Raw genomic sequence first — 24,977 nt, forward strand, 5'->3', positions numbered from 1 at the left:
ACCTGCCGGCACGGGTTGATCATTTTCGTCCAGCAAGGCCACGTCGATGTCTGCGGCTGGCGTTCCCAGAGAGTTTGGCGGCCAGATTTTATTGCCATCATCAAACCGGCGCATCAACAGCATGATTTCACTCTGCCCAAAGCCCTGGTGTATTGCATCAATACCAAAACGCTCTTTGAAAGGCTCACGGATCGCATCGGGCATAGGAACCATCTGCGCACTGCGCACCGGATTGTCTCTATCACTCTCGAGTGCAGGCGCGGCCCATAGAAACATATGCATCGCGCCAAGGGTAAAGACGTGACTGGCGTTGTAATAACGGGTTCGATCCCAGAAGGTCGATGCGGAAAATACCGGATCGAGTGCGCAGGTTGTGCCGGTTACAAGGGCTGGGTAAATACCTGTTACCCACGCGGCCGAGTTGTAAAGCGGCAGGCAATTGTATGCCACATCACCGTCGGTAACGCCTCCCATCTGCGCGGCGCTGAGCGCACTGCGCACCCAGGCATTATGACTTTGCATAACACCCTTCGATTTCCCCGTGGTACCGGAGGTCCACATGATGGATGCGGTATCGCCGTAATGAATCGCCGGAACGTGCAGTGCACTGACATCACCAAACAAATCGGCGTCGTTGTCGCCGAGTACGCGTACGCTCACATCCGGCTCAATATCGATTTCAGCCAGTCGTGCATTAAAGCCTGCATCGGTTATCACCAGCTTTGGCTGACTATCGTTCAGGGTGTCGCGTAGCCAAGCGCCCCGGTAATCTGTATTCACTGGAATCCAGTGCACGCCGATCAGGTTAGCTGCGAAGGCCAGCAGTATAAACTCCGGGCTGGACCCCATATAGAGACAGAGCCGGTCCCCCTGATTTAACCCCATAGTCTGCAGGCCTGCTGCGTAGCATTGCGCCTGAGCGTACACCTCGGCGTAACTTAAACAGCGCTCATCGGCTTGCAAAAAGACCGCGTCTGGCCGGGTTTCAGCGTAGTGGGCGAGTATCGTCGAGAGCACACGGTTTTCGTGCCGATCAAAATCCAGGGCCGCCATTAAACGCCCTCCGCGTAAAACTGTTGCGCCCACTTGCGATAGCGAGCGATCGGACCATCGCCATCACATAATTTCGGCGACGGTTCATAGCGCTTGTTTTCCCAGATAAACGCATCGTCGGTAAGCTGACGGTTAACTTCCTTGTTAAACGCTGCGCCAATGCGATCTATTTTCGGGTCGCGCTCCGGGTTTTTATAGGATACGTGGAAGTATTGCATCACGGTTTCCTCATCTACCGGTACATTCGTCGTTAGCATGCACACATCAATCAACGTCTGATAGCGCACTTCTGCCCAACCAAAACCGACACTGGTCGATTTAAGAGTACCTTCCACGGGCCCACCGGAGCTTGGAAAAACCTGCGAGCTTTCCATAATCATAAAATGATCGCGGAATTCAAAATTGCCATATTCTGCCGAGCCGGGATGCCCATGAACCGTGACAAAGTGGGCACCATCGGCGGTATTCTCGCCCATCTCCTGGATGCAGGTTTTTATGGTGTGAACCGTGGTAAGCGGTGTGACATAGTCGGGATCATCCAACTCCGCGACAAAGGGGAGCTCATACAGAGGTGCTATGCCCTGCGGATGATACCAAGCCATGACAATGCCGTGGCGCACAGCCAAGGGATAAGTCCGCACACAAGCCTTTTCATTCAGGCGTTTGGCATAAGGAATCTCAATCACCCTACCCTCACCATTGAACACCCAATGATGAAAGGGACACTTGATTCCGTCGCCAACCACTTCGCCACCGGCACCAAAATTGGCGCCCAAATGCGGGCAGTAGGCATCCTGCAAATGCAGGTCACCCGACTCTGAGCGCCACAATACAAGCTCTTGTCCAAAATAGCGCACGGGCTTGATCTCTCCGGGCGCAACTTCATTGTCCAGCCCCACATGGAACCAGCCATAAGGAATGGGAAAGGGAAATCGCTTTTCTCGGGCTAATAACTGACTCATGATCCTGACTCTATTTGCTGACACAACTGTCAGTGACAGTAGGTTATGCTAACATGTCTGTCAATGAATAGTCGGTAATGTTTCATGACCCTACCCAGCAAACGCGAACGCCAGAAGGAGGCCACCCGCCAGGCCATTCTTGGCGCCGCCGTGGAATGCTTTGCCAGTCTCGGCTATGACGGCACCAATTTCCGGGAGATCACCCAGCGCTGCGGCGCGGATAGGCCGTTGATCCTGTATCACTTCAAAAACAAGGAAACGTTGTGGAAACTCGCTGCAGAAACCGTGGAGCAGCGCTTTACCCTGTGCTTTGAGACTCGGTATCAACCTGAAACACAAAGCCTGCGCGACGACCGCGCGAGGATCCGCTATCTGATGAGCGCCTTTATCGACGCACTAGTTGAAGTGCCGGCTTACGGCCAGATATTACTGCGCGAAGGCAGTAGTGAAGGGCCTCGAATGGAATGGCTGGCGCGCCACTTTGTGCCCGGCTCGGCCATTAATATTGCGCTGGACGACCCAACCATAATCCACCGGATACAAAAAACGGTTCTGCGCGACATACTGGCCAGCGTGATGGTGTCGTTCGTGACTCTGGGACCACTGATGGACCGCTCACTGGCACTGGTTACCGGTAAAGATTCTGCCGGAATTCACCCGCTGGCCGACCACAGCAAAGAAGCCTTTATCGACTATCTGCTGGCAATGGTATTCAGCGGTTAGGAGACTCCTGAATAATCCGCTGCCCAAGGTCAACAATTTCGCGGCGCAGCCAGATATGTCCGGGATCATGCTGCAACAGCGGACTCCAGGCGATTTTCAGTTCAATAGGAATGATCATGAACGGCGGTTTGCGGATGGCCAGGCGCGGGTCGTTGGCATTGAGCAATGCCACCTGCGTGGGCAGCGTGGCAATCAGGTCCGGTTGCCCGGCAAGCAGCGCAGCAACCTGATAGTGACGAGTAAAAAGACGGATACGACGCGTATGGCCCGACTCACCCAGGGCTTCATCAACCCAGCCCAGACGCTGCGGATCTTTTGTGCTCATACCACGTCCAACACCCATACCGGTTTTGCTTACCCAGATATGACTGGCCTCGAGATAGCTCTCAAGCGTGAAGTTTTCCAGCACCGGATTGTCAGCGCTCATCAGGCACGAAAAACTGTCGCGCCATACGGTGGCTTGATGGAAGGATTGGGGCAACTGATCGAAGCGATTGATCGCCATATCAATTTTGCCCTGTTCCAGATCCTGAAAGGACACATCACTGGGCGTGAGGATATCCAGCGTAATATCAGGCGCCGTTTCACGGAGCTTATTGAGCAGAGGCGCCAAAAGAGTTGATTCCGCATAGTCGGTAGCCATGATGCGAAATACCCGGGCGCTGGTTCCTGCATCAAACTCGGCCACCGGCAACACGGCTTTTTCTACCGAAGCCAATATGCCGCGCACCTGGGGCTGCAATTCGTTGGCGCGTTCGGTTGGCGTCATGCCTTCGCTGGTTCGCACCAGCAGCGGGTCGCCAAACAGCTCCCGCAATCGACGTAGACCATTGCTCAGAGCCGGCTGAGTAATACCCAACTGCTCTGCCGCACGTGTTACGTTCTTTTCGCGCAGCAGGACATCCAGATAGACCAGCAAATTGAGATCGACGCGGGACAGATTCATAAGGGTAATGCCTCGATGATGCTAATAATTTTTGAAAATCATTAAACCAGAAGCGTCATACAATAGAAATAATTGGAAAATCTAAAAAAAGCCCGGCAAATTGCCGGGCAAGCCTCACACTGACAGGTATGAAGTCGGTTAGGCAAAACGCTTACGCGCGTTTTGCCTTAAGCTCACGGCGTCGGGCGTGCAGTACCGGCTCGGTGTAGCCACTGGGCTGCTCGGTGCCCTTGAAAACGAGGTCACACGCGGCCTGGAAAGCAACGTTGTCATCAAAGTTTGGCGCCATATTCACGTAGTCAGGATCACCTGCATTCTGACGATCCACTACCTCAGCCATACGCTTCAGGGTTTCCATAACCTGCTCTTCGGTGCAGATCCCGTGGCGCAGCCAGTTGGCAATATGCTGACTGGAAATACGTAGGGTGGCTCGATCTTCCATCAGACCAACGTCGTTGATGTCAGGTACTTTTGAGCAACCGACGCCAGCATCGATCCAGCGCACTACATAACCGAGAATACCTTGCGCATTGTTATCCAACTCACTTTGGATTTCCTCGGCACTCCAATTGGTTTCCTTGGCAAGCGGAATTGTCAGAATGTCTTCCAGTGCGGCCCGCTGGCGCTCGGCCAGTTGTTTCTGGACGTCGGCCACATTCACTTGGTGGTAGTGCATCACATGCAGCGTTGCGGCTGTCGGCGAAGGCACCCAGGCACAGTTGGCACCCGCCTTCGGGTGGCCGACTTTGGCATCCATCATCTGGGCCATCTCGTCAGGCATAGCCCACATACCCTTACCAATTTGAGCTTTGCCAGACAGGCCACACTCCAGACCAATATCCACGTTCCAGTCTTCGTAGGCCTTGATCCAGGCCTGCTGCTTCATATCCGCCTTGCGCACGAAAGCGCCGGCTTCCATGCTGGTGTGAATCTCATCACCTGTGCGGTCAAGGAAACCAGTGTTAATGAAAATGACGCGCTCTTTCGCCATCGCAATACAGGCTTTGAGGTTGACCGTAGTGCGCCGCTCCTCGTCCATAATGCCGATTTTCAGTGTATTGCGGGCCAGGCCCAATGCATCTTCAATCCGATCAAACAGCTCGCAGGCAAAGGCCACTTCATCTGGACCGTGCATTTTCGGTTTAACGATATAGACGCTGCCCTCACGGGAATTGCGCAATGTACCGGTCTGCTTGAGGTCATGCATGGACGCCAGCGCGGTAACCATGCCGTCCATGATGCCTTCAGGCACTTCATTGCCGTCGGCATCGAGAATCGCTTCGTTGGTCATTAAATGACCCACATTGCGCACCAGCAGCAAACTGCGGCCGTGGAGCGTCAGCTTGGAGCCATCTTTGGCAGTAAATACTCGATCATCAACCAGACGACGGGTAATGGTTTTGCCGCCCTTCTCCAGCGATTCCTGTAGGTCACCTTTCATCAGACCCAGCCAGTTGCTGTAAACGACCACTTTATCTTCAGCATCAACAGCGGCGACGGAATCTTCACAATCCTGAATGGTGGTCAGCGCGGCTTCCAGCACAACGTCTTTTACATTGGCTGGATCGGTTTTGCCGATGGGGTGTTCCGCATCAACTTGAATATCGATATGCAGGCCGTTGTTCACCAACAAAATGTTGCTAGGCTTGCTCAGATCACCAACGTAACCCACAAATTGCTCTTTGTTGGCAAGCGCCTGCGTAGTGCCGTCTTTAAGACTGACCGCCAGCTCACCGTCAACAACCGCGTAACGGGTGGCATCAGCATGTGAACCGCTGGCCAGCGGGGTGTGCGTATCGAGAAACTTACGGGCGTAGGCAATAACCTTTTCCCCGCGCACGGGGTTGTAACCCTTGCCTTTGTCGGCGCCATTATCTTCGGGAATCACATCGGTGCCGTAGAGGGCGTCGTAGAGGCTACCCCAACGCGCATTGGCTGCATTCAGGGCGTAGCGAGCATTCATGACCGGCACAACCAGCTGCGGCCCGGCCAATGTTGCTATCTCGGCATCAACGTTTGAGGTGCTTACCTCTACGTTTGCAGGCTCTGGCAGGAGGTAGCCCAGATCTTCAAGAAAGCTGCGGTATTTATCTGCATCAAAGGTCGGATTTTCCCGATGCCAGCTATCTATAGTGGCCTGCATTTCGTCGCGCGCAGCTAGCAAGCGCTTATTCTTGGGCGCAAGGTCTTTAAGGATGGCGGCAAATTCAGACCAGAAATGATCCGGCTCTATGCCAGTACCCGGTGCAATTTCTTCATTGACCAGGCGATATAGCACCTCTGCAATCTGCAGTCCGCTATGTTCTATACGCTTGGTGGAGGTTGAAGACATGCTTGCTCCTTATATACAGGTCTGTTCGTAAAGGTGCTTCGCTACTGTGACCCTGCGTCTACAGGGAAACCGCTGATTGCACTACCGCTTTGGCCGAATCTTAGCGAGGGCAGGATAATTTCGCAAATTAATCCATATTATCCGCGCAATTCATTTGAAAAATAAACAATACTACCGAGATTACTCTCACGTCTTTCATTTATAGACGCTATATCTCTGTCTACAATACTTTTTGTTGGCAGTAATTCTCCTGAATGATGAGAAACAATTTATTAATATAGAAAATACTCGCTATAGAGTCTATAAATTAGATAAATTAACAGCCCGACCCTAGAATACATGGCATCCGACCACTCCACTTTCGACACTAGAAGGGATCGAATATGTCTGATTATCGCTCTACTATCGAACACATCGCCAAACTGCGCGAGCAGATGGGTGATTCCTGGCGCGACATCCAGCCCGAATACGCGGCTCGCATGAAGCTCCAGAATCGTTTCAATACCCACCTGGACATTGCCAAGTACAACGCTGGCATCATGCGCAAGGACATGGCCGAGTACGATGCGGACAGCAGCAAGTACACCCAGTCTCTGGGCTGCTGGCACGGCTTTATCGGTCAGCAAAAGCTGATCTCAATCAAAAAGCACTTCGGCAAAACAGACAAGCGCTACCTCTACCTGTCTGGCTGGATGGTCGCAGCGCTGCGCAGCGAATTTGGTCCCCTGCCCGACCAGTCTATGCACGAGAAGACTGTCGTTGCTGACCTGATCCGTGAACTGTACACCTTCCTGAAGCAAGCTGACGCTTGGGAACTGAACCACCTGTTCCGCGCTCTGGACGACGCTCGCGAAGCTGGTGACAGCGCCAAAGAAAACGAAATCATCGACAAAATCGACAACTATGAAACTCATGTTGTGCCGATTATTGCTGACATCGACGCTGGCTTCGGTAACGCAGAAGCAACTTACCTGCTGGCCAAGAAACTGATCGAAGCAGGCGCCTGCTGTATCCAGATCGAAAACCAGGTATCTGACGAGAAGCAGTGTGGTCACCAGGACGGTAAAGTCACTGTGCCGCACGAAGATTTCCTCGCGAAAATTCGCGCCTGCCGTTACGCCTTCCTCGAGCTGGGTATTGACGACGGTGTTATCGTTGCCCGTACCGACTCTCTGGGCGCAGGCCTGACCAAGCAGATCGCCGTTACTACTGAGCCGGGCGACCTTGGCGACCAGTACAACGCCTTCCTCGATGGCGAATACATCGACTCTGCCGACCAAATCGAGAACGGCGACGTTGTCATCAAATCCAACGGCAAACTGCTCAAGCCCAAGCGCCTGCGCTCTGGCCTGTTCCAGTTTAAAGCCGGCACTGGCGAAGACCGCGTGGTTCTGGACTGTATCACCAGCCTGCAAAACGGTGCTGACCTGCTGTGGATCGAAACCGAGAAGCCCCACGTCGGTCAGATCGCTGGCATGGTAAACCGCATCAAAGAAGTTGTTCCCAACGCCAAGCTGGTTTACAACAACAGCCCATCGTTCAACTGGACGCTGAACTTCCGCCAGCAGGTATTCGATGCTTGGGAAAAAGAAGGCAAAGACGTTTCTGCCTACGACCGCGCCGGCCTGATGAACGAGAAATACGACGACACCGAGCTGGGCAAATTGGCCGACGAGTGGTGCCAGAACTTCCAGCGCGACGCGTCGCGTGAAGCCGGTGTATTCCACCACCTGATCACTCTGCCGACTTACCACACTGCGGCTCTGTCTACTGACAACCTGGCCAAAGGCTACTTCGGTGACGAAGGTATGCTGGCATACGTTGCTGGTGTTCAGCGCAAAGAGATCCGTCAGGGCATTGCCACTGTTAAGCACCAGGATATGGCTGGCTCTAACATCGGTGACGACCACAAAGAATACTTTGCTGGTGACGCCGCTCTGAAAGCTGGTGGTAAAGACAACACCATGAACCAGTTTGGCTAATGAGAACGAGGTTCTCACGCTAAACAAGTGTGTAAAAAGGGGCGGCAGCGATGTCGCCCCTTTTTTGGTTTAAGGGATTAGACATACGGTTTAAGGATGACACTCTCAAGGAGGCACTATGACATCACGAATTTCCACCCCTGATCTTTGCGACGCCTACGGCGACAAGATTCAGGTTGCAGAGCCAGTGTTCCGCCACTTTGGCGGAAGTGAAAACTTCCACGGTGAAATTGCTACCGTCAAATGCTTTGAAGACAACTCCAAAGTAGGCGAATCCCTGCGCACAAACGGCGACGGCAAAGTACTCGTGGTAGATGGTGGCGCATCGCCACGCCGCTCCCTACTCGGCGATAAGTTGGCGCGCATGGCGCTGGACAATGGCTGGAAAGGCATTATTGTGTATGGCTATATTCGCGATCTCGAAGAAATCGCGGACATGAACATCGGCGTTATGGCCTTGGGCAGCATCCCACGCAAAACAGAAAAGCGCGGCGAAGGGCGTACGGGCGTCAATCTGCAATTTGCCGGACTGAGCATTCAGCCGGGCAACTATATCTACGCCGACCGCACCGGTGTTATCGTATCGGACGACGCGCTAACATTGACTGATCTGGGTGACGAAGGCTGACCGCTTCCAGACCACAAGGAGAATCTATGAAACTCGGAATGATGCTGGGCTATTCCGGCAAAAAACTTACTATCCCAATGGATCTAATCAAAAAAGCCGAATCGCTGGGCTTTGATTCGGTCTGGACAGCTGAAGCCTATGGCTCTGATGCCGTAAGCCCTGCAGCCTGGATTCTGGCGCAAACGGATAAAATCAAAGTAGGCACCTGCATTATGCAAATGCCGGCGCGTACCCCCGCCATGGCAGCCATGACTGCCAATACCCTGGATCATCTGTCTAACGGCCGTTTTCTGGTTGGTTTGGGCGCTTCCGGCCCACAGGTCGTTGAAGGTTGGCATGGCGTACCCTACGGCAAGCCGGTCACCCGCGCCAAAGAGTACATTCAGATCATGCGTAAGATCTTTGCGCGCGAAGCACCGGTGGAGTTCGACGGCAAGATGTATCAGATGCCGATCAAAGGCGAAGGCACTACCGGTCTTGGCAAGCCGCTGAAATCCATACTCCACGGCAATACCAACATCCCCATTTACCTAGCTTCCATCACCCCGGCGGGCCTGGCCAATTCTGCTGAAGTGGCTGACGGCGTATTCCCGGTGTTCATGATTCCCGAGAAATTCGACGTATTGAAGAAAGACCTGGATCGCGGCTTTGAAAAAAGTGGCCGCAGTATGGCCAACTTTGATGTTGCGCCTAGCGTACCCGTGGTTATGGACGACAATTTGGATGGTTGTCGCTACTTCATCAAAGATTTTCTCGCCCTGTATATCGGCGGCATGGGCGCCAAGGGCAAGAACTTCTACACAGACTACGCAACACGTCTTGGCTACGGCGACGCGGCCGAAAAAATCCAGGACCTGTACCTGGCTGGCAAGAAAGACGACGCCAGAGCAGCCGTACCTGATCAGTTGGTGGACGATATTGCCCTGGTTGGCCCAGAAGCCCGCATTCGCGAACGCGCCCAAGACTGGAAAGCAGCCGGCGCACGCGGTGAGATTGGCACCATGCTGATCAATGCCCAGCAGCCTGAAGTACTGCCTATATTGGCTGACGCCCTGCTGTAAGCCCATCACTTCGCCTACCGATATGGTCCCCTGCGGTACCGCCGCAGGAGACCTTTGCAGGCAAAGTCCTTCGCAACACCGCCCACAGTCGCTATCATCCCTTTTTTGCTTGTGGAGTTGTCCCGCCCGTGACCACTGTTACCCGTCGTCTCGCTCTTGCCATTCTTAATGGCTTCGATGCCTTTTTCGCCGAATACAAGAACATCACCCTCGGCGCTCAGGCGCGCTTTGAGGCTGCCGATTGGCAAGCCGCCCAGATCGCCATGCGCGACCGGCTGGAGCTGTGGAAGCAAAAGCGGAAAATTGTCGCCGAAGCCGTGACCACCATAACCGCCGGTGGCATCTACGACCGAGACAACTGGGAAGTCGCCAAAGCCGAGTATTCCGAGTTAATCCAGCATCACCCCAACTTTGAAATTGCCCAATCGTTTTTCAACTCGATTTACTGCTACATTTTCAAACACGAAAAGGTACGCGAACAACATGCGTTTGTGTCTGCGCCACACGGTTATAAACCCGAGGGTAGCGAGCGCATTATTCATGTATACCCGTTTCGCGGCGATGGCACCGACGTGGTTAGAGAAATGCTGGATAATTGCCACTTCAACGTGCCTTGGGAAGACCAAGAGCGGGATATCGGTTTTATCATGGATGTGGTCAATCGCGAGCTGCTGCCAAAGCTCGATACCAAGAACCACCGCGCTCGAGCTGAAACACTGGAATCACTTTTCTTCCGCAACAAAGCCGCTTACCTCGTCGGCCGTATTGTCTGCGGCGACGTCACCCTGCCTTTTGTTCTACCGATACAAAACACAGGCAAGGGATCTGTCTACATAGACACCCTACTCTACGACCCCGACGACATCAGTATCGTATTCAGCTTCAGCCGCAGCTACTTTATGGTGGATGCGTCTATCCCATCGGAATATGTGGCCTTCCTGCACAAGCTTATGCCGCACAAGGAAGTATTCGAGCTGTACAACGCCATGGGGATGCCCAAACACGGCAAAACGGAATTCTTTCGCTTTGCCGTAGATGACACCCTCAATAGCACCGCGCCATACATCATCGCACCGGGCATCAAAGGGATGGTGATGCTAGTGTTTACCCGGCCGGATTTCGACTACGTTTACAAAGTCATCAAGGATCGCTTTACCCCGCCCAAGGAAATGACCCAGGAGCATGTAAAGGCTTGTTATAGCCTGGTAAAACGCTGGGATCGTGGTGGACGTATGGCCGATACACAGGAGTTTAACAATCTCGCGTTTGACCGGCGTAGATTCTCAGATGAGTTGATGGCAGAGCTGGAAAAAGAAGCGCCTTCAAAAATTGTGGAAAGTGGTAACGCGTTGGTATTCAAGCACGTATACGTCGAGCGCAAAATGATACCGCTCAACCTATACCTGAAAGACTGCGATGAAGAACAACTCTACAGCGTGATGGATGAATACGGCAATGCCATCAAACAGCTGGCCTCCAACAACATTTTTCCCGGTGATATGCTGCTGAAAAATTTCGGGGTTACTCGTCATGGCCGGGTTGTATTTTACGACTACGACGAAATCTGCCCTCTACTGGATTGCAACTTCCGCTCATTGCCAGAGCCCCAAAACGACGAACAGGCTATGGCGACCCAACCCTGGTACGAGGTAAAGCCGGAAGACGTATTCCCGGAAGAATTTCGCCTGTTCTTCTCAGGCAATCAGCGGGCGAAAAAAGTCTTTGATAAGCTGCACAGCGACCTTTACGACCCGGAATTCTGGCAGGATTTGCAGGAAAAGATTCGCAACGGTTTTGTACCGGACCTGTTCCCGTATCGACGCAAGCAGCGCTTTCAACTTCGTTAGATTCCCCCTCCCTCACGGCAGGGGGGTGTATCGGTACTACGCGCCTTTCTCCCTGCGGGAGACGGGCTTACAGTAACAAGCGCCGAATATCCCCCAGCACCTCATTCAAGGTACTGAAGAAACGCCCCGCGTCAGCGCCATTGATAGCACGATGATCATAGGACAGCGACAACGGCAGCATCTCCCGAGGCACAAACTCTTTACCATTCCACACCGGCTTCACGGTCAGTTTTGACACCCCGAGAATTCCCACTTCCGGCGTATTCACGATCGGTGTAAAACCCAGACCACCAATACTACCCAGACTGGAAATGGTAAAACAGCCGCCCTGCATATCCTGCGGCTTAAGTTTACGATCTTTTGCCTTCGCCGCCAGCTCCGCCGTTTCTGCCGCAAGCTCCCACATTGACTTCTTATCAACATTGCGAACAACGGGCACCACTAGTCCAGCCGGCGTATCGACCGCAATACCAATATGAACATATTGCTTGTAGACGATGGTTTCGCCGTTATCAGCCAGCGAGGCATTAAATTTCGGGTTGGCCTTGAGCGCTGCAGCGCATGCTTTGAGCAGGAAAGGCAACGGCGTCATTTTAACGCCTTTCTTTTCAGCCTCACCCTTCAGACCTTTCCGAAAAGCCTCCAGATCTGTGATGTCAGCATCATCCCACTGAGTCACATGCGGCACATTCAGCCAGCTGCGATGCATGTTGGCCGCGGTGAGTCTATGCAACTTACTGGCCGCCTCAGTTTCGATATCACCAAACTGCGCGTAATCGACTTCCGGCACCGCAGGGATACCTGCCCCCGCCGCACCGTTGGCAACAGGGCTTTTATTCTCCACCAGGTTTTTAACGTAGTTCTGCAGATCTTCCTTTACCACGCGACCTTTCGGGCCACTGCCGGTCACGGCCTTGAGATCAATTGAGAACTCCCGCGCCAGCTTGCGTACAGCCGGCCCCGCATACACCTCAGCACCGCTACTGCGGTTCGCCTGTTCGGCCGGAGCGGGCTTCGTCGCAGACTGGCTGGCTTTCTCAGCCGGTGCAGATTCCGGCGTTACAGCGGGCCTTGGCGATTCACTCTCGCCAGCAGGCTGAGCCGCCGTAACATCGGCTCCAACGACCTGCATAACCAGCACCTGGTCGCCTTTTTTCGCCTTGCCACCCTCTTTCAACGCAACGGATTCAACTGTCCCGCTATAGGGCGATGGAATCTCCATTGAGGCTTTATCGGACTCCAGCACCACCAGTGAATCACCTTCACTGATTTCATCGCCTGCGCTGACGCAGACTTCAATCACGTCGACCTCATCCTCGGTGCCAATATCCGGCACCGAGACGGTCTGCGGACCTGCCGCCGATTGGGCTGGCTCGACCGAACTCGACGCTGCTTCAGGCGCTGTCTCTTTCTCCTTTTCAGCCTGAGTTTCTTGCGTTGGCGCGGCAGACTGCGGCTCAGGCGAAGAGTCCTCACCCACCACTTCAATCTCCACCAGATCATCACCTTCGCTAATGCTCTGCCCTTCTTTCACCAATATGGCCACAATTTTTCCCGCTTTCGGGCACGGCACTTCCATGGAAGCCTTGTCCGATTCCAGCACTACCAGCGAGTCATCAACCCCCACCTCGTCGCCCACGGATACGCTGATCTCAATGACTTCTGCTGTGTCGGAGCCGATATCGGGAATCTTGATAGTTTCTTTACTCACGATTCTATCCTTAACGCTCAGGCGTACAGTGGGTTGGGTTTATCCGGGTTAATACCCAGCTTCTGAATGGCTTTGCCAACGACCGACCGCTCAAGCGCTCCCTCGTCGGCCAAAGCCTTCAGCGCTGCCAACGCGATGAAATTACGATCCACTTCAAAGTGGTGACGCAATTTTGCACGGGTATCTGATCGCCCAAAACCGTCGGTACCCAACACCACAAGCCGCTTGTTGATATAGGGCCGAATTTGCTCGCCGTAGGATTTGATGTAGTCGGTAGCACAGATGACCGGACCGTCACGCCCCTCAAGCATCTGCTGCACATAAGGCACCTGCGCTTCGTCGTCCGGGTGCATTAGGTTATAACGCTCACAGTCAGCGCCATTACGTTGCAGCTGATTGATACTGGTCGCGCTCCACACGTCTGCAGCCACACCGTAATCGGCGAGAATATCCACCGCTGCCTCTACTTCCCGTAGAATCGTTCCAGAACCCATAAGTTGAACGCGATGTTTTGGCTTCTTCTGCTGGCTCTCACTCAGCAAATACAACCCTCGAATAATGCCCTCTTCACAGCCTTGCGGCATCTCCGGATGATGATAGTTTTCATTCATGAGCGTGATGTAGTAGAAGACATTTTCTTTGTCGTGATACATCCGCTTCATACCATCCTGAATAATGACCGTCAGCTCGTGCGCGTAGGTCGGGTCGTAGGACAGGCAATTGGGAATCATGTTCGCCATCAGGTGGCTATGACCATCCTGGTGCTGCAGACCTTCGCCATTGAGGGTAGTTCGGCCGGCTGTGGCTCCCATCAGAAAGCCGCGCGCCTGACTATCACCAGCGGCCCAAGCCAGATCCATGATGCGCTGAAAGCCAAACATGGAATAGAAAATATAAAAGGGCACCATCGGCAGGTTGTGATTGCTGTAGGAGGTCGCCGCCGCCAGCCACGCACTGAAGGCACCCGCTTCGTTAATACCCTCTTCCAGAATCTGTCCGCTTTTGTCCTCTTTGTAGTACATAATCTGATCAGCATCGTGCGGCGTGTAACGCTGCCCCTGCGACGAATAAATTCCGAGCTGACGGAACATGCCTTCCATTCCAAAGGTACGCGCCTCATCGGGAACGATAGGAACGATGACCTTGCCAACCCCTTTATGCTTAACCAGTGACGACAGCGTTCGCACAAACGACATGGTGGTAGAAATTTCCCGCTTGCCGCTGCCCTTGAGCTGTCCGCTCAAATCGTCGAGTGTGGGCACATCCAGCGATTCAAAATCTGCCTTGCGCGCCGGCAGATAACCACCCAACGCTTCGCGACGCTTGCGCATATAAACCATTTCCGGGCTGTCTTCTGCCGGACGGTAATACGGCACCTCTTTTAACTCTGCGTCGGAAATAGGAACCGCAAAGCGGTCACGGAATTTTTTCAGGCTTTCCAAATCCAGCTTTTTCACGCCGTGGGTTTCGTTCTGGGCTTCGCCGCCCTTCCCCATGCCGTAACCTTTAACAGTCATTGCCAGCACGACCGTCGGCTGGCCCTTGTGCTCCACGGCGTTGGCATAGGCCGCATATACCTTGTAGGGATCGTGGCCACCACGATTGAGATACATGATGTCGTCGTCTGACAGGTCCTTGACCAATTCCAGCAGTTCGGGATACTTGCCAAAGAAATGCTCACGGGTATAGGCGCCGCCATTAGCCTTGTAGTTCTGCAGCTCGCCATCGCAAACTTCGTTCATGCGCCGTTTTAGGAAACCCTCTTTGTCTTTTTCCAGCAGCGGATCCCAATGTCGCCCCCAGATCACCTTATTGACGTTCCAACCGGCCCCGCGGAAAACCCCTTCTAATTCCTGGATGATTTTTCCGTTACCGCGCACCGGACCGTCCAGCCGCTGTAGGTTACAGTTGACCACGAACACTAGGTTGTCGAGCTGCTCACGCCCGGCCAGCGCGATAGCACCGAGCGACTCCGGCTCATCACACTCACCGTCACCGAGGAAGCACCAAACCTTTCGATCATCTTGCTGCACCAGACCGCGACTGTCCTGATACTTCATCACGTGCGCCTGATAGATGGCCTGAATCGGGCCCAGACCCATACTAACCGTGGGAAACTGCCAGTAATCCGGCATCAACCAAGGGTGTGGATAGGAGGAAAGACCGTCGCCATCGACTTCGCGTCGAAAGTTATCGAGCTGATCTTCATTCAAGCGCCCTTCAAGATAAGAGCGAGCGTACATACCCGGCGCGCTGTGCCCCTGGTAATAAATCAGATCAGGCTTGTCGCCACCGCGGAAAAAATAATTAAAACCCACATCGTAGAGCGTCGCAGCCGAGGAGAACGAAGAAATATGACCGCCCAATGCTTCGTTGTTGTCATTAGCGCGCATGACCATGGCCAGCGCGTTCCAACGAATTAAAGACCGAATCCGGCGCTCCATAAATAGGTCGCCCGGCATACGTTTTTCAGCCGTCGGTTCAATGGTGTTGCGAAAAGGAGTGGTTATGGCGGGTGGCAACTTGGTGCCGTTCTGGGCGGCATGCCGCACCAGCATTTTCAGAAGATAGGCTGCTCGCGCTTTGCCCTGATGCCGCAATACACCGTCCAGTGCATCCAGCCACTCTTCCGTTTCCTGAGGATCCAAATCATCGCGCAGGTGTTCGCGAAGTTCTTCAAGTTCCTGAAGCATGAAACCGTCCTTCCATCGAATGTCAGTGTGATGGGCTGAGTTGAGCCCATTGTGGCCAGTGGGACCACCTTCTGCACCTTCGATATCGCGACGAGCAAACTTCGTCGTCAGACGAGTGAATGGTTGCCTAAAGTGAAGGTTATCACCTGGCCAGTTTACGCGTTCTCGCCTTGTGGGCGGAGACCCGTTTTTGTGTTTTGTTCAGATGCAAAAACGGGCCGGTCAGGCCCGTATTGCATGTAAAAATTTTACATTGAATACATAAACTTGCAAGGACAAATTCGAAACGCAAGAGAAAACCGCGAGTACTCACTGAAAACACTGACATTTTAGGTGCTTACCAGCCAAGCATCACTACATAAAATGTAGTAAAACTACATGAAATGCACTCACACTCTACTCTCCGAGTTTCGGGTGCTCATAGAGAAAAAATTCACGCTTGCCGCCCGCCTTGATCACCCCTTGCAGACTTCGTGTACCGAGATCCTTCTCTCCACGGTCACCGCCCGCCTGTAGCCACAGTGAACGCCTGTTAGCTGGCGCCATGATAGCGCCAAGTTCGCGCCGCCATACGTCGTAACCCATGGAGTCCAACACCTCAACTAACTGCTCGCGACTATTAAAAGAGGTATAGCCGTCCATCAGATCGCGCCAGTAGCGATCACCGGCCTCCCAAAGATTGCGTGGCGTCTCCATCAGCTTGACCCGCAAGGCCAGTCGATTGCGCTCGTAGAGCTCCTCGCTAATACCGTTTTCCAGCCAGCCCGACAAAAACGTGCGAAAGCGATCCTGCAAATCGGCAGTATCTGTTACCGGCGACTGCACCATGAAATAGAGTCCGGGCACTTCGCGTACAGGATAAGCACCGGCGAAGACCACGTAGCCCAACTGATCTTGCGTGCGCAACTGATTGAAAAACGCAGGCCCGACCATCTGGCCGGCAATGCCCAGCACTACGCGCGCCCGGTGTCCGGGATCCGGCGCTTGCACATACCACAGCAGCGCGGCGTCGTTGTGCTTCAGGTTATAGCTCTCGCCAAAATCTCCCTGGGGAATCCGGCGCACCTGTTCCGGGCGAGCGTCAGGTACTCGGTCGCCGAGCAGGAAGTCGGCCGCAATATTGGCGTATTCTCGCGCTTCGGTAGAGCTATAGTTACCGTGCGCCATAACGTAGAGCTGCGTGGCAGACATCGCTTCACGGCTGTAGGCCTTGATGTGCTTCATGGTGAATTTATTGGCGGCCGCAAGCCGTTCTTCGATTGACCAGCGATAGCGTTTAAGGTTTTCCGACAGACTCGCCGAAAGAAAGCGGTACGGATCGTTCAAGCGCTGATTTTCCAGATCGCGAATATAATCCAGTTTCACCCGCTGAAAACGCACCTCATCCCATTCCGGCGATCCCAGTCGACTGGCCAGGCTGTCCAGCAACATGCCCTGCTTGTCGTTAAACCCGCGAATCTCTAACTCGATTCCATCCCAGCGCGCATGCAGTGAATAATTCAACCCCGCAATCTGCGCCGGATAGGCAAAGGCATTAAGCTCGTCACGCACCATACGCACCCAGATTTCTGCGGCAGCCTGCCGCTCGGGATCACGACTGACGCTGGGCGAGCGAATAAGGATATTCAGATTGCCCTTGGGGATTGCAAACCGTTTGTCGAGCATGTGCCAGGCACCCACACGGCTGGTATTGACTACCTGTTGCGGGGTAGTCGAACCTTCTCCTGCTCGCAACGAAAGATCTGACGCGATAAACGGGTTGGGCTTAGGCAACATCAAACCCGGCATGCCGGTGCGCTGAGTCCAGCGATCACGCATGGCCGCCGTCACACCAGTGACCTTATAAGGCACCTGATAGAGCTCAGAAACCTTATCTCCATCCAGTTCGGGACGAGTAATCGCAATAACCGCGTTGTCCAACGTCAGCTGATCCGCGAGCGATTGAATCAGTTCGGCGTCAAAATCAGAAATGGCGTAGTCGCCTCGAATGATATCCGAAGGGCTATAGTAGTGAAGATTGTGCGCCAGCTGGCTTGCCTCATGGATCTCACTAGGTCTCGTTCGATAATTGAACTGCAAACGCGCATTGTCCACCAGCTCCTGAAAGCGCCAGTTTTCAACGCCGCGCTCCTGGACCAGAGCAATAGCCTCAAAAACCGTGTCGGTCACAACGTCAACAGCAGCAAGACCAGCCGGAGTCAGCTCAACGTCAATGGAAAACAGCGCACCACCGTCATACTCCAGACTGGTGCCTGCCCGCAGCCCCTCAGCCCAACCGTTTTTCTTGAGCACATAGAGCAAGCTGCCCTCACCCTCATGACCCAAAAGGTGTCCTAGGTAATGTAAAGGTTTCTTGTGATACTGCTGGCGCACATTCGGCATCGGGAAACTGATCGAGAGCTCGCGCAACTCTTTGTGGGGCTTGAGTTCAAATCGCAGCGGGAGCTCATCTACCAGTGTCTCCGTGACAGGCTTGATCTTTACGCCCCGGTTTTCTATTTCGGAGAAACGCGGCGCAACCATTGCCTGCAACTCATCCAGGCTTTCACGACCAATAACAACCAGCGTCATGCGATTAGCCGAATAATACTTTTTATAAAAATCCAGGAGATCCTGACGCAATGCCTCTTCACCACGCCCTCCCAACAACGTCGCCAGGTTACCTACCGTAAACTTGGTAAACGGATGCTCAGGATTGGCCAACTCCTTAAACACATCAAGGGTGCGGCGATAATCATTTTGAATGCGAGCCTGGTACTCAGAATTGACTGCGTTGACTTCACGACCGACGAATTCAGCATTAAATAGCGGCGCCACAAAAAACTGCGAAAACCGGTCCAGCGCATCGTCGAGATGACCTGCCCCAATGTCGAAAAAATAGTTGGTGTGCTCAAACGAGGTATACGCGTTGTGTGAACCGCCGTGACCGGCAACAAAGGTTTGATACTCTCCGGCATCCGGATATTTCTCAGTACCGAGAAAGAGCATATGCTCAAGAAAATGCGCCAAGCCTTGACGATCGCGTGGATCCTGCCGGCTTCCCACCTTGATATCCAGTGACGCCGCAGCCTTGTCCACCCGCGGGTCTGAAATCAACACCACCTGAAGGTCATTATCTAGACGCAAATGGCGCGCCTGGCGTTGATCGGTCTCCGGTAAAATGATCTGTTCAACAGGGCGCTCGCCACAAGCGGTGAGCCAGAAAACCAGAAATACCAGAGACCAGCGTTTTAACATCAAACCTTTTCCTCCTGAAGCGTTACTGACGACGAGAGCGTACCCGGCGTCGGCCAGGCATTGAGTATGGCCTTAACCAGGGTCGCCAGCGGTATGGCAAAAAAGACACCCCACAAGCCCCAGACACCGCCAAATACCAGCACGGACAATATGATGGCCACCGGGTGCATATTAACCACCTCTGAAAACAACAGCGGCACCAGAACGTTGCCATCGATGGCCTGAATCAAGCCATAGACAAACAGCAGCGTATAAAATTCCGGTCCTATGCCCCATTGCAGATAGCCGACAATCACGACAGGTATCGTGACCACCGCCGCGCCAATATAGGGAATGACCACCGACATCCCCACCAACAACGCCAACAGTGCGGCATAGTTGAGGTCGAGCCAAATAAAGCTCACATAAGTCGCGGAGCCGACAATAACGATTTCGATGCCTTTGCCCCGAACATAATTGGCGACCTGATCATTCATCTCAATCCAGATTTTGGCCATCAGTGGCCGCCGGTGCGGCAGAAAGGTTTTCAGCCAATCGAGAATCTGATCCTTATCTTTGAGAAAGAAAAACACCAGTATGGGCACCAGGATCAGGTAAATCAGCACACCCAGCAAATTGGGAAGTTGCGCGATGGAGAACGACACCACCCGCTGACCCAGCTTACCGAGCTCGGCACCAGCCGCCCCCACCAGGTCACGCACCTGTGCCTCCGAAATCAGATCGGAACGCTCCGGCCACTGCATGAGCGTTTTCTGAAGTTCACGCAGCAGCACGGGTAGCTCTTGGATCAAACTCGTCAGCTGCTTCCAGACCAGCGGCATCAAGCCGAAGATAAACCCGAAGAACAGCCCCATAAACAACAGATAGGCAAGCGTGATTGCCAACCAGCGCGGCGCGCGCCAGGCCACCAGCGTGGCGATCATACCCTGCATCATAAAGGCAAAGACCAAGCTAGCAATCACCGGAGCCAGCACATTACCAAGCGTCACAATAAGCAGCAGGCCAACCAACAACAACAGCAACAGCACTACCGTTTCTTCTTCGGCAAACAGCCGGTCTATCCAGTTGCGAATAATGCGCAACATGCTTAGCTCTCCCCCTCAGGCTTTTCTGAGAATATAACGGTACTCGCCGTTGGACTCTTCAGACAACAACAATGCATGGCCGCTCTGCTGAGAAAACACGGCGAAGTCTCGCACTGAGCCTTGGTCAGTGGCTGTTACCTCCAGCGTTTGTCCAACAGTCATTTTATTCAAGGCCTGCTTGGCCTTGAGTAGAGGCAACGGGCAATCCAGCCCCCGGGCATCCACGGAAACGTCACACGGTTGATCCATCAAGCTTACTCACACCCGACAATGGCAAAGCAGGCAGTATAACGGTCGAACCGAGCGTCGCCCAGCGTACAACGTACAGTATCAGTGCGGCACTTTTCACGATTTATCTGGTCAGAGAGAGTTAAGCTTGTTTTCATAGCCTACAAACCGCTAAAGTTGTTTTCATTTCATGAATGTAGTTACGTGATAAGAATCCTACTCCTGTCCCTGATATTCCTCCTGCCATACAGTGTGCTCGCCCAGAGTAGCAACGCTGGGGGCGGCAACGAGTATGACCTTCCCGAACTTGGTGACGGCAGCTCCCGGCACTTCAGCCTGGATCAGGAGCACGAGCTGGGAAGGGTTTGGCTGAAAGCCTTCCGTAGCCGAGTAGATACCGTTGCCGATCCGCTGATGCAGGATTATCTCGAAGACCTGACCTACCGTTTGGCCCGCCACAGCCAGCTCAGCGACAAGCGACTGGAGCTGGTTATCGTCAACAACCCGGAGCTGAATGCCTTCGCGGTACCCGGTGGCGTGGTAGGCATCAACAACGGCCTGCTAACTTACGCGGAAAACGAGGCGCAACTGGCTGGCGTACTCAGTCACGAACTGGCCCACCTTAGCCAACGCCACTTCGCACGCTCGCTCGATAAGCAACGGGCTGGCAATCTATCGATGATGGCCGGCCTGCTGGCGGGCATAGTCCTGGCAGCCACCACGGGCAGTGACGCCGGCATGGCCGCAATCGCTACCGGGCAGGCGGCCGCCATGCAGTCACAATTGCGCTTTAGCCGCGAACACGAACAGGAAGCGGATCGGCTTGGCATGCAGACCATGGCCAATGCCGGTATGGACCCCGCCGCGATTCCCGCCATGTTTGAAATCATGAATCGACGGCTGCGTTTCAACAGCAACAAACCGCCGGAATTTCTGCTTACTCACCCTCTGACCGACAGCCGAATCAGCGACAGTACCAACCGAGCTCGCAACTACAAGCGCGCGGTGTATACCGACAGCCTTAACTTCCAGTTGATGAAAAAACGGGCTGAGCTTTCACTCGCAGCCAATAAACGCGACATACTGAATCAATGGCAACACGACCTGAAAAACAATCCGTCCGAATCAGCAACCTACGGTGTGGTGATAGCACTGATGGCAAACGATCAGTGGGAGGAAGCCGGTAAGCGCCTTGAGCCGCTGCTGGCTGACGACCCCAACCGTATTGCCTATGTCGTAGCTCAGGCCAATACGCTGGCCGGCAAAAAAGCCTTCCGCGACGCCAGTGAGTTACTGCGCAAACACCTGGATCTAAACCCGGGCAACAACGCCCTGACGATGACCCTGGCAGATGTTTTGCAGCGCGGTGGCCGCCCCCATGAAGCCGAGGAATTGCTCTCGGACCACAGCAAACGACGCCCCCAGGATCCAGCCCTGTGGTATCAGCTGGCCGAATTGCACGGGCTGTCTGGCAATATTCTGGGGGTACACATGGCGCGCGCCGAGTATTTCATGCTGCGCGGCTATCTCGACAGTGCAGAAAAGCAGATGCACTACGCCTGGCCGCTCACCGCCGACAGCAACGTGGCACGCCACAAATTGCGGCAGCGGATGAAGGATTTACAGGATTTGAGGGAAACCCTCAAGAAATTCTAGTCAGGGACACTATTTGAGGGAGGCGCTGCCTGTTCCAGCGGGAACAGGCATCATCAAGGGCTTCACCTATAACGCAACCGCCTAGAGATTGCGACTGGCAAAATCAAGCATACGGTCAAGTGGCACCAGCGCGCGATCGATCAGACTGGAATCCACAAAAACCTCGTTGAGCCCCTTATCCAGTGCATCCGCCAGATTATCCAGCGCATTCATCGCCATCCAGGGGCAATTGGCACAGCTGCGGCAAGTCGCGCCATTACCGGCGGTGGGTGCAATAAGAAACTCTTTATCAGGCACCATCTGCTGCAATTTGTAGAAGATGCCTTGATCGGTCGCCACAATAAAGCGCTGATTTGGAAGGTCCCGAGCGGCATTAATGATCTGCGTGGTAGAACCCACCACGTCGGCCAGCTCCACCACCGCCTGCGGTGATTCCGGATGCACCAGCACCGCCGCATCTGGATAGACCGCCTTCAGGTCCAACAAGCCCTTGGCCTTGAACTCTTCGTGAACGATGCAAGCACCATCCCACAACAGCACATCAGCGCCGGTTTCGCGCTGCACATAAGAGCCCAAGTGCTTGTCAGGCGCCCACAGGATTTTCTTCCCCTGGGAGTCCAGATAGTCCACAACCTTTAAGGCAATACTGGAGGTGACCACCCAATCTGCCCGGGCTTTAACTGCTGCCGAGGTATTGGCGTAGACCACCACAGTTCGATCGGGGTGTTGATCACAGAAAGCCGCAAACTCATCGGCAGGACAACCAATATCCAGCGAACAGGTTGCCTCCAGCGTCGGCATCAGCACCCGCTTGTCGGGTGACAGGATTTTCGCGGTTTCGCCCATAAATTTGACGCCCGCCACCACCAGCGTGGAGGCTGGATGGTCTCGACCAAAACGGGCCATCTCCAACGAATCGGAGACACAACCGCCGGTTTCTTCGGCTAATGCCTGAATTTCCGGGTCTGTGTAGTAATGGGCAACCAATACAGCGTCACGCGCCTTTAACAAGGCCTTGATACGCTCTATCTGGGCTTCGCGGTCAATATCGACCGACTCGACGGCATTCTGGAGAGAATCCAGATGATCGCGCACCAGCTGTTGAGGAGATACTTGCTGCTCCATCCAACGAAAACCTGTGTAGTAACAACGTGGCCGCCGATTTTATCAGGAAAGCGCCAGCCAATCATGCCTGAAATGCACGTATTGCACCTTGACGCCAGCTCATAGCGATAAAGGCAAACCGGATTCCTGCGCTTTATTGAGCGCAAGGTAGGCCGACGAAGCCTCGCCTGGAGTGGCTTCAAACGCGCTCAGGTTGGGAAATAGACCCGCCATCTCGTTTTCAGCCACCCCAAACCAGTCGCACAGGGTGGCCAGATACTGGTCAATGGCCGTGGTTGGAATCAGGCGCCCCTTGGCGCGACCCGGGTTGCTGGCAGTATCGCTGTCGCCGCCCAATCTAAGGTCAGGCAACTCCCCCAATACCCGGCCGCCGTCAATACCACCGCCCAACAGGATATTGCAGCCCGCCCAGGCGTGATCTGTGCCATCGCCGTTATTGCCCAGCGTTCGCCCAAAATCGCTCAGGCTGGCCACTAGCACTTCATCGGCAATGCCGCCATTCATGTCGTCCAGCGCTGTCGTAAAATCATTGAGCGCGAGACTGATCTCCCGCAATAGCAAGGGATGCTTGCTCGCCAGATCTGTGTGATTATCAAAGCCGCCCATGCCGACAAAAAATATCTGCCGATTTAAACCAAGCTGATTGCGACCAACGTGAATCATTCGCGCAACCGCATGAAAGGACCGCAACGCCTGCCCAGACAGCCCGCGACTCAATGCCAGGTCGGCGGCATCTGGGGTGCTGAAAAGGTCGCCACCGTAGGGGTTCTGCAAACTGCCAAACATGCCTTCGGTATCGGCGTAGTAACCGGATAGCAGATTGGAAAGATCAACCGAGCGCCGGTTGGCACTGCGCAACACTCGATGCAGAGGGTGGTCGTCGGGTAGCTCTCGATTGAGCTGCCGAAAGAAATCCGCGTCGAAACGATCTTGCCTGGTATCGAACAATCGACTGCTGCTAGGCGATAGCACAGAGGGTGCATTCATCCGCCCGGTCATGAGTCGACTGTTACCGCCAAAGGAAACATTGAGCCCCAAGGCTGAGCCACCATTTACACCGCTGGCCGTATGCGCTTCCCACAAATCTGCCAGACGTCCGGCCCAGCCCATCGCAGACAAATTGTCGGCCCAACCGGTCTCCATCGCTCGAGTCTGGTGATTATGGGCAAACAGAAAGGGCGGCAGTTTTTTCTCCCCCAGCTGGTTTTTGGTCACTGGCTCCACCAAACTACCCACATTTACCACAGAAGCTGCACGGCCATCGCGGTAGAGCTGCGCCAATTCCGGCATCATGGCGTTGATGCCAATATGGGTCTCGGGCCGATAGCCATCCAACCCGGCAACATAGTCGTCGAAGGTATAAAGCCCGCCCAGATATTTTTCGGCGTCGCTGTTGCCACCTGCCGCATAGGGATTGTTACCCTGGCGATCCGCCGTCAAACCCTTGTTCGCAACAGCGATTCCTCCGCGGCTATTAGCGTATTCATCGTAACTGCGAGTACCGCTACCCATGGGAATAACCATATTGTATGCATCGTTGCCGCCATACAAATAAAACACCACCAGCGCTTTATAGTCATCAAAAGCGGGGGCGGCAGCTCGGGCAAACCCCGAGTACAGCGTGCCGACACCACCGCTTGCCGCGAGCGCCCCGCCGCCGAGCACCGCTTTAAAGAATTCCCGTCGATTTAATTCCGTCACTGTCTTT

General features: G+C 54.1%; 17 protein-coding genes. 6 read left to right on the forward strand and 11 right to left on the reverse strand.

Annotated elements, in window-relative coordinates; translation table 11 throughout:
- A partial coding sequence (locus AC222A_RS07435) for a class I adenylate-forming enzyme family protein (RefSeq protein ID WP_486774809.1) occupies positions 1-1,053 on the reverse strand: 1,053 nt, incomplete at its 3' end.
- On the reverse strand, positions 1,053-2,015 hold the full coding sequence (locus tag AC222A_RS07440; protein WP_372763783.1) for a Rieske 2Fe-2S domain-containing protein: 963 nt from the start codon (positions 2,013-2,015) through the stop codon (positions 1,053-1,055). The genes AC222A_RS07435 and AC222A_RS07440, both read right to left, overlap by 1 nt.
- 84 nt (positions 2,016-2,099) lie before the next feature.
- Here AC222A_RS07440 and AC222A_RS07445 point away from each other — a divergent pair, with 84 nt between their 5' ends.
- Positions 2,100-2,738 carry a TetR/AcrR family transcriptional regulator gene (locus AC222A_RS07445; protein ID WP_372763784.1) on the forward strand — a complete coding sequence of 213 codons (639 nt, stop codon included), beginning with the start codon at positions 2,100-2,102 and terminating at the stop codon, positions 2,736-2,738.
- On the opposite strand, the gene AC222A_RS07450 is transcribed toward AC222A_RS07445, so the two are convergent.
- Both AC222A_RS07450 and AC222A_RS07455 read right to left on the reverse strand, forming a co-directional pair.
- On the reverse strand, positions 2,728-3,684 hold the full coding sequence (locus tag AC222A_RS07450; RefSeq protein ID WP_372747383.1) for a LysR family transcriptional regulator: 957 nt from the start codon (positions 3,682-3,684) through the stop codon (positions 2,728-2,730). The two genes, AC222A_RS07445 and AC222A_RS07450, sit on opposite strands and share 11 nt — an antisense overlap.
- Before the next feature lie 151 nt (positions 3,685-3,835).
- Positions 3,836-6,016, reverse strand: a complete 2,181-nt coding sequence (locus tag AC222A_RS07455) for a malate synthase G (RefSeq protein WP_372747384.1) — start codon at positions 6,014-6,016, stop codon at positions 3,836-3,838.
- 383 nt (positions 6,017-6,399) lie between these two features.
- Between AC222A_RS07455 and AC222A_RS07460 the strand changes: the two genes are divergently transcribed.
- From AC222A_RS07460 to aceK, 4 genes are all read left to right on the forward strand, one after another.
- On the forward strand, positions 6,400-7,998 hold the full coding sequence (locus tag AC222A_RS07460; protein ID WP_372747385.1) for an isocitrate lyase: 1,599 nt from the start codon (positions 6,400-6,402) through the stop codon (positions 7,996-7,998).
- Positions 7,999-8,116: 118 nt separating this feature from the next.
- Entirely contained in the window at positions 8,117-8,626 is a 510-nt protein-coding gene (gene rraA / locus AC222A_RS07465; RefSeq protein ID WP_372747386.1) for a ribonuclease E activity regulator RraA, read from the forward strand.
- A gap of 26 nt (positions 8,627-8,652) precedes the next feature.
- Positions 8,653-9,687 (forward strand): LLM class F420-dependent oxidoreductase, encoded by a 1,035-nt coding sequence (locus tag AC222A_RS07470; protein WP_372747387.1) that lies wholly within the window; start codon positions 8,653-8,655, stop codon positions 9,685-9,687.
- A gap of 128 nt (positions 9,688-9,815) precedes the next feature.
- Positions 9,816-11,534, forward strand: a complete 1,719-nt coding sequence (gene aceK / locus AC222A_RS07475) for a bifunctional isocitrate dehydrogenase kinase/phosphatase (RefSeq protein WP_372747388.1) — start codon at positions 9,816-9,818, stop codon at positions 11,532-11,534.
- A gap of 67 nt (positions 11,535-11,601) precedes the next feature.
- Here aceK and aceF read toward each other — a convergent pair whose 3' ends face one another.
- The 5 genes from aceF to AC222A_RS07500 all read right to left on the reverse strand — a co-directional run bounded on the left by aceF (position 11,602) and on the right by AC222A_RS07500 (position 20,509).
- Positions 11,602-13,245, reverse strand: a complete 1,644-nt coding sequence (gene aceF, locus AC222A_RS07480; RefSeq protein WP_372759789.1) for a dihydrolipoyllysine-residue acetyltransferase — start codon at positions 13,243-13,245, stop codon at positions 11,602-11,604.
- 17 nt (positions 13,246-13,262) lie between these two features.
- Entirely contained in the window at positions 13,263-15,938 is a 2,676-nt protein-coding gene (gene aceE / locus AC222A_RS07485) for a pyruvate dehydrogenase (acetyl-transferring), homodimeric type (protein WP_372747390.1), read from the reverse strand.
- A gap of 396 nt (positions 15,939-16,334) precedes the next feature.
- Entirely contained in the window at positions 16,335-19,175 is a 2,841-nt protein-coding gene (locus tag AC222A_RS07490; protein ID WP_372809402.1) for an insulinase family protein, read from the reverse strand.
- Positions 19,175-20,260, reverse strand: a complete 1,086-nt coding sequence (locus tag AC222A_RS07495) for an AI-2E family transporter (RefSeq protein WP_372758765.1) — start codon at positions 20,258-20,260, stop codon at positions 19,175-19,177. The genes AC222A_RS07490 and AC222A_RS07495 overlap by 1 nt, the downstream gene beginning before the upstream one ends.
- A gap of 15 nt (positions 20,261-20,275) precedes the next feature.
- The gene (locus tag AC222A_RS07500; RefSeq protein ID WP_372747393.1) at positions 20,276-20,509 is read right to left on the reverse strand and encodes a sulfurtransferase TusA family protein; all 234 of its coding nucleotides are present in this window, start codon (positions 20,507-20,509) and stop codon (positions 20,276-20,278) included.
- A gap of 183 nt (positions 20,510-20,692) precedes the next feature.
- On the opposite strand from AC222A_RS07500, the gene AC222A_RS07505 reads away from it, so the two are divergent.
- Positions 20,693-22,144, forward strand: a complete 1,452-nt coding sequence (locus tag AC222A_RS07505) for a M48 family metalloprotease (RefSeq protein ID WP_372809403.1) — start codon at positions 20,693-20,695, stop codon at positions 22,142-22,144.
- Positions 22,145-22,225: 81 nt separating this feature from the next.
- Here AC222A_RS07505 and nadA read toward each other — a convergent pair whose 3' ends face one another.
- Positions 22,226-23,269 carry a quinolinate synthase NadA gene (gene nadA / locus AC222A_RS07510; RefSeq protein WP_372747395.1) on the reverse strand — a complete coding sequence of 348 codons (1,044 nt, stop codon included), beginning with the start codon at positions 23,267-23,269 and terminating at the stop codon, positions 22,226-22,228.
- A gap of 99 nt (positions 23,270-23,368) precedes the next feature.
- On the reverse strand, positions 23,369-24,970 hold the full coding sequence (locus AC222A_RS07515; protein WP_486774810.1) for a DUF1501 domain-containing protein: 1,602 nt from the start codon (positions 24,968-24,970) through the stop codon (positions 23,369-23,371).
- Between the last annotated feature and the right edge of the window lie 7 nt (positions 24,971-24,977).

The sequence above is a fragment of the Litorivivens sp. genome, from assembly GCF_057445395.1.

What these genes read in the sequence shown, in the direction of transcription:
- AC222A_RS07455 (WP_372747384.1), bottom strand. Translation starts at nt 6,016, where the DNA reads ATGTCTTCAACCTCCACCAAGCGTATAGAACATAGCGGACTGCAGATT.
- AC222A_RS07440 (WP_372763783.1), bottom strand. Translation starts at nt 2,015, where the DNA reads ATGAGTCAGTTATTAGCCCGAGAAAAGCGATTTCCCTTTCCCATTCCT.
- AC222A_RS07450 (WP_372747383.1), bottom strand. Translation starts at nt 3,684, where the DNA reads ATGAATCTGTCCCGCGTCGATCTCAATTTGCTGGTCTATCTGGATGTC.
- AC222A_RS07460 (WP_372747385.1), top strand. Translation starts at nt 6,400, where the DNA reads ATGTCTGATTATCGCTCTACTATCGAACACATCGCCAAACTGCGCGAG.
- AC222A_RS07490 (WP_372809402.1), bottom strand. Translation starts at nt 19,175, where the DNA reads ATGTTAAAACGCTGGTCTCTGGTATTTCTGGTTTTCTGGCTCACCGCT.
- rraA (WP_372747386.1), top strand. Translation starts at nt 8,117, where the DNA reads ATGACATCACGAATTTCCACCCCTGATCTTTGCGACGCCTACGGCGAC.
- nadA (WP_372747395.1), bottom strand. Translation starts at nt 23,269, where the DNA reads ATGGAGCAGCAAGTATCTCCTCAACAGCTGGTGCGCGATCATCTGGAT.
- AC222A_RS07495 (WP_372758765.1), bottom strand. Translation starts at nt 20,260, where the DNA reads ATGTTGCGCATTATTCGCAACTGGATAGACCGGCTGTTTGCCGAAGAA.
- AC222A_RS07500 (WP_372747393.1), bottom strand. Translation starts at nt 20,509, where the DNA reads ATGGATCAACCGTGTGACGTTTCCGTGGATGCCCGGGGGCTGGATTGC.
- aceE (WP_372747390.1), bottom strand. Translation starts at nt 15,938, where the DNA reads ATGCTTCAGGAACTTGAAGAACTTCGCGAACACCTGCGCGATGATTTG.
- AC222A_RS07445 (WP_372763784.1), top strand. Translation starts at nt 2,100, where the DNA reads ATGACCCTACCCAGCAAACGCGAACGCCAGAAGGAGGCCACCCGCCAG.
- AC222A_RS07470 (WP_372747387.1), top strand. Translation starts at nt 8,653, where the DNA reads ATGAAACTCGGAATGATGCTGGGCTATTCCGGCAAAAAACTTACTATC.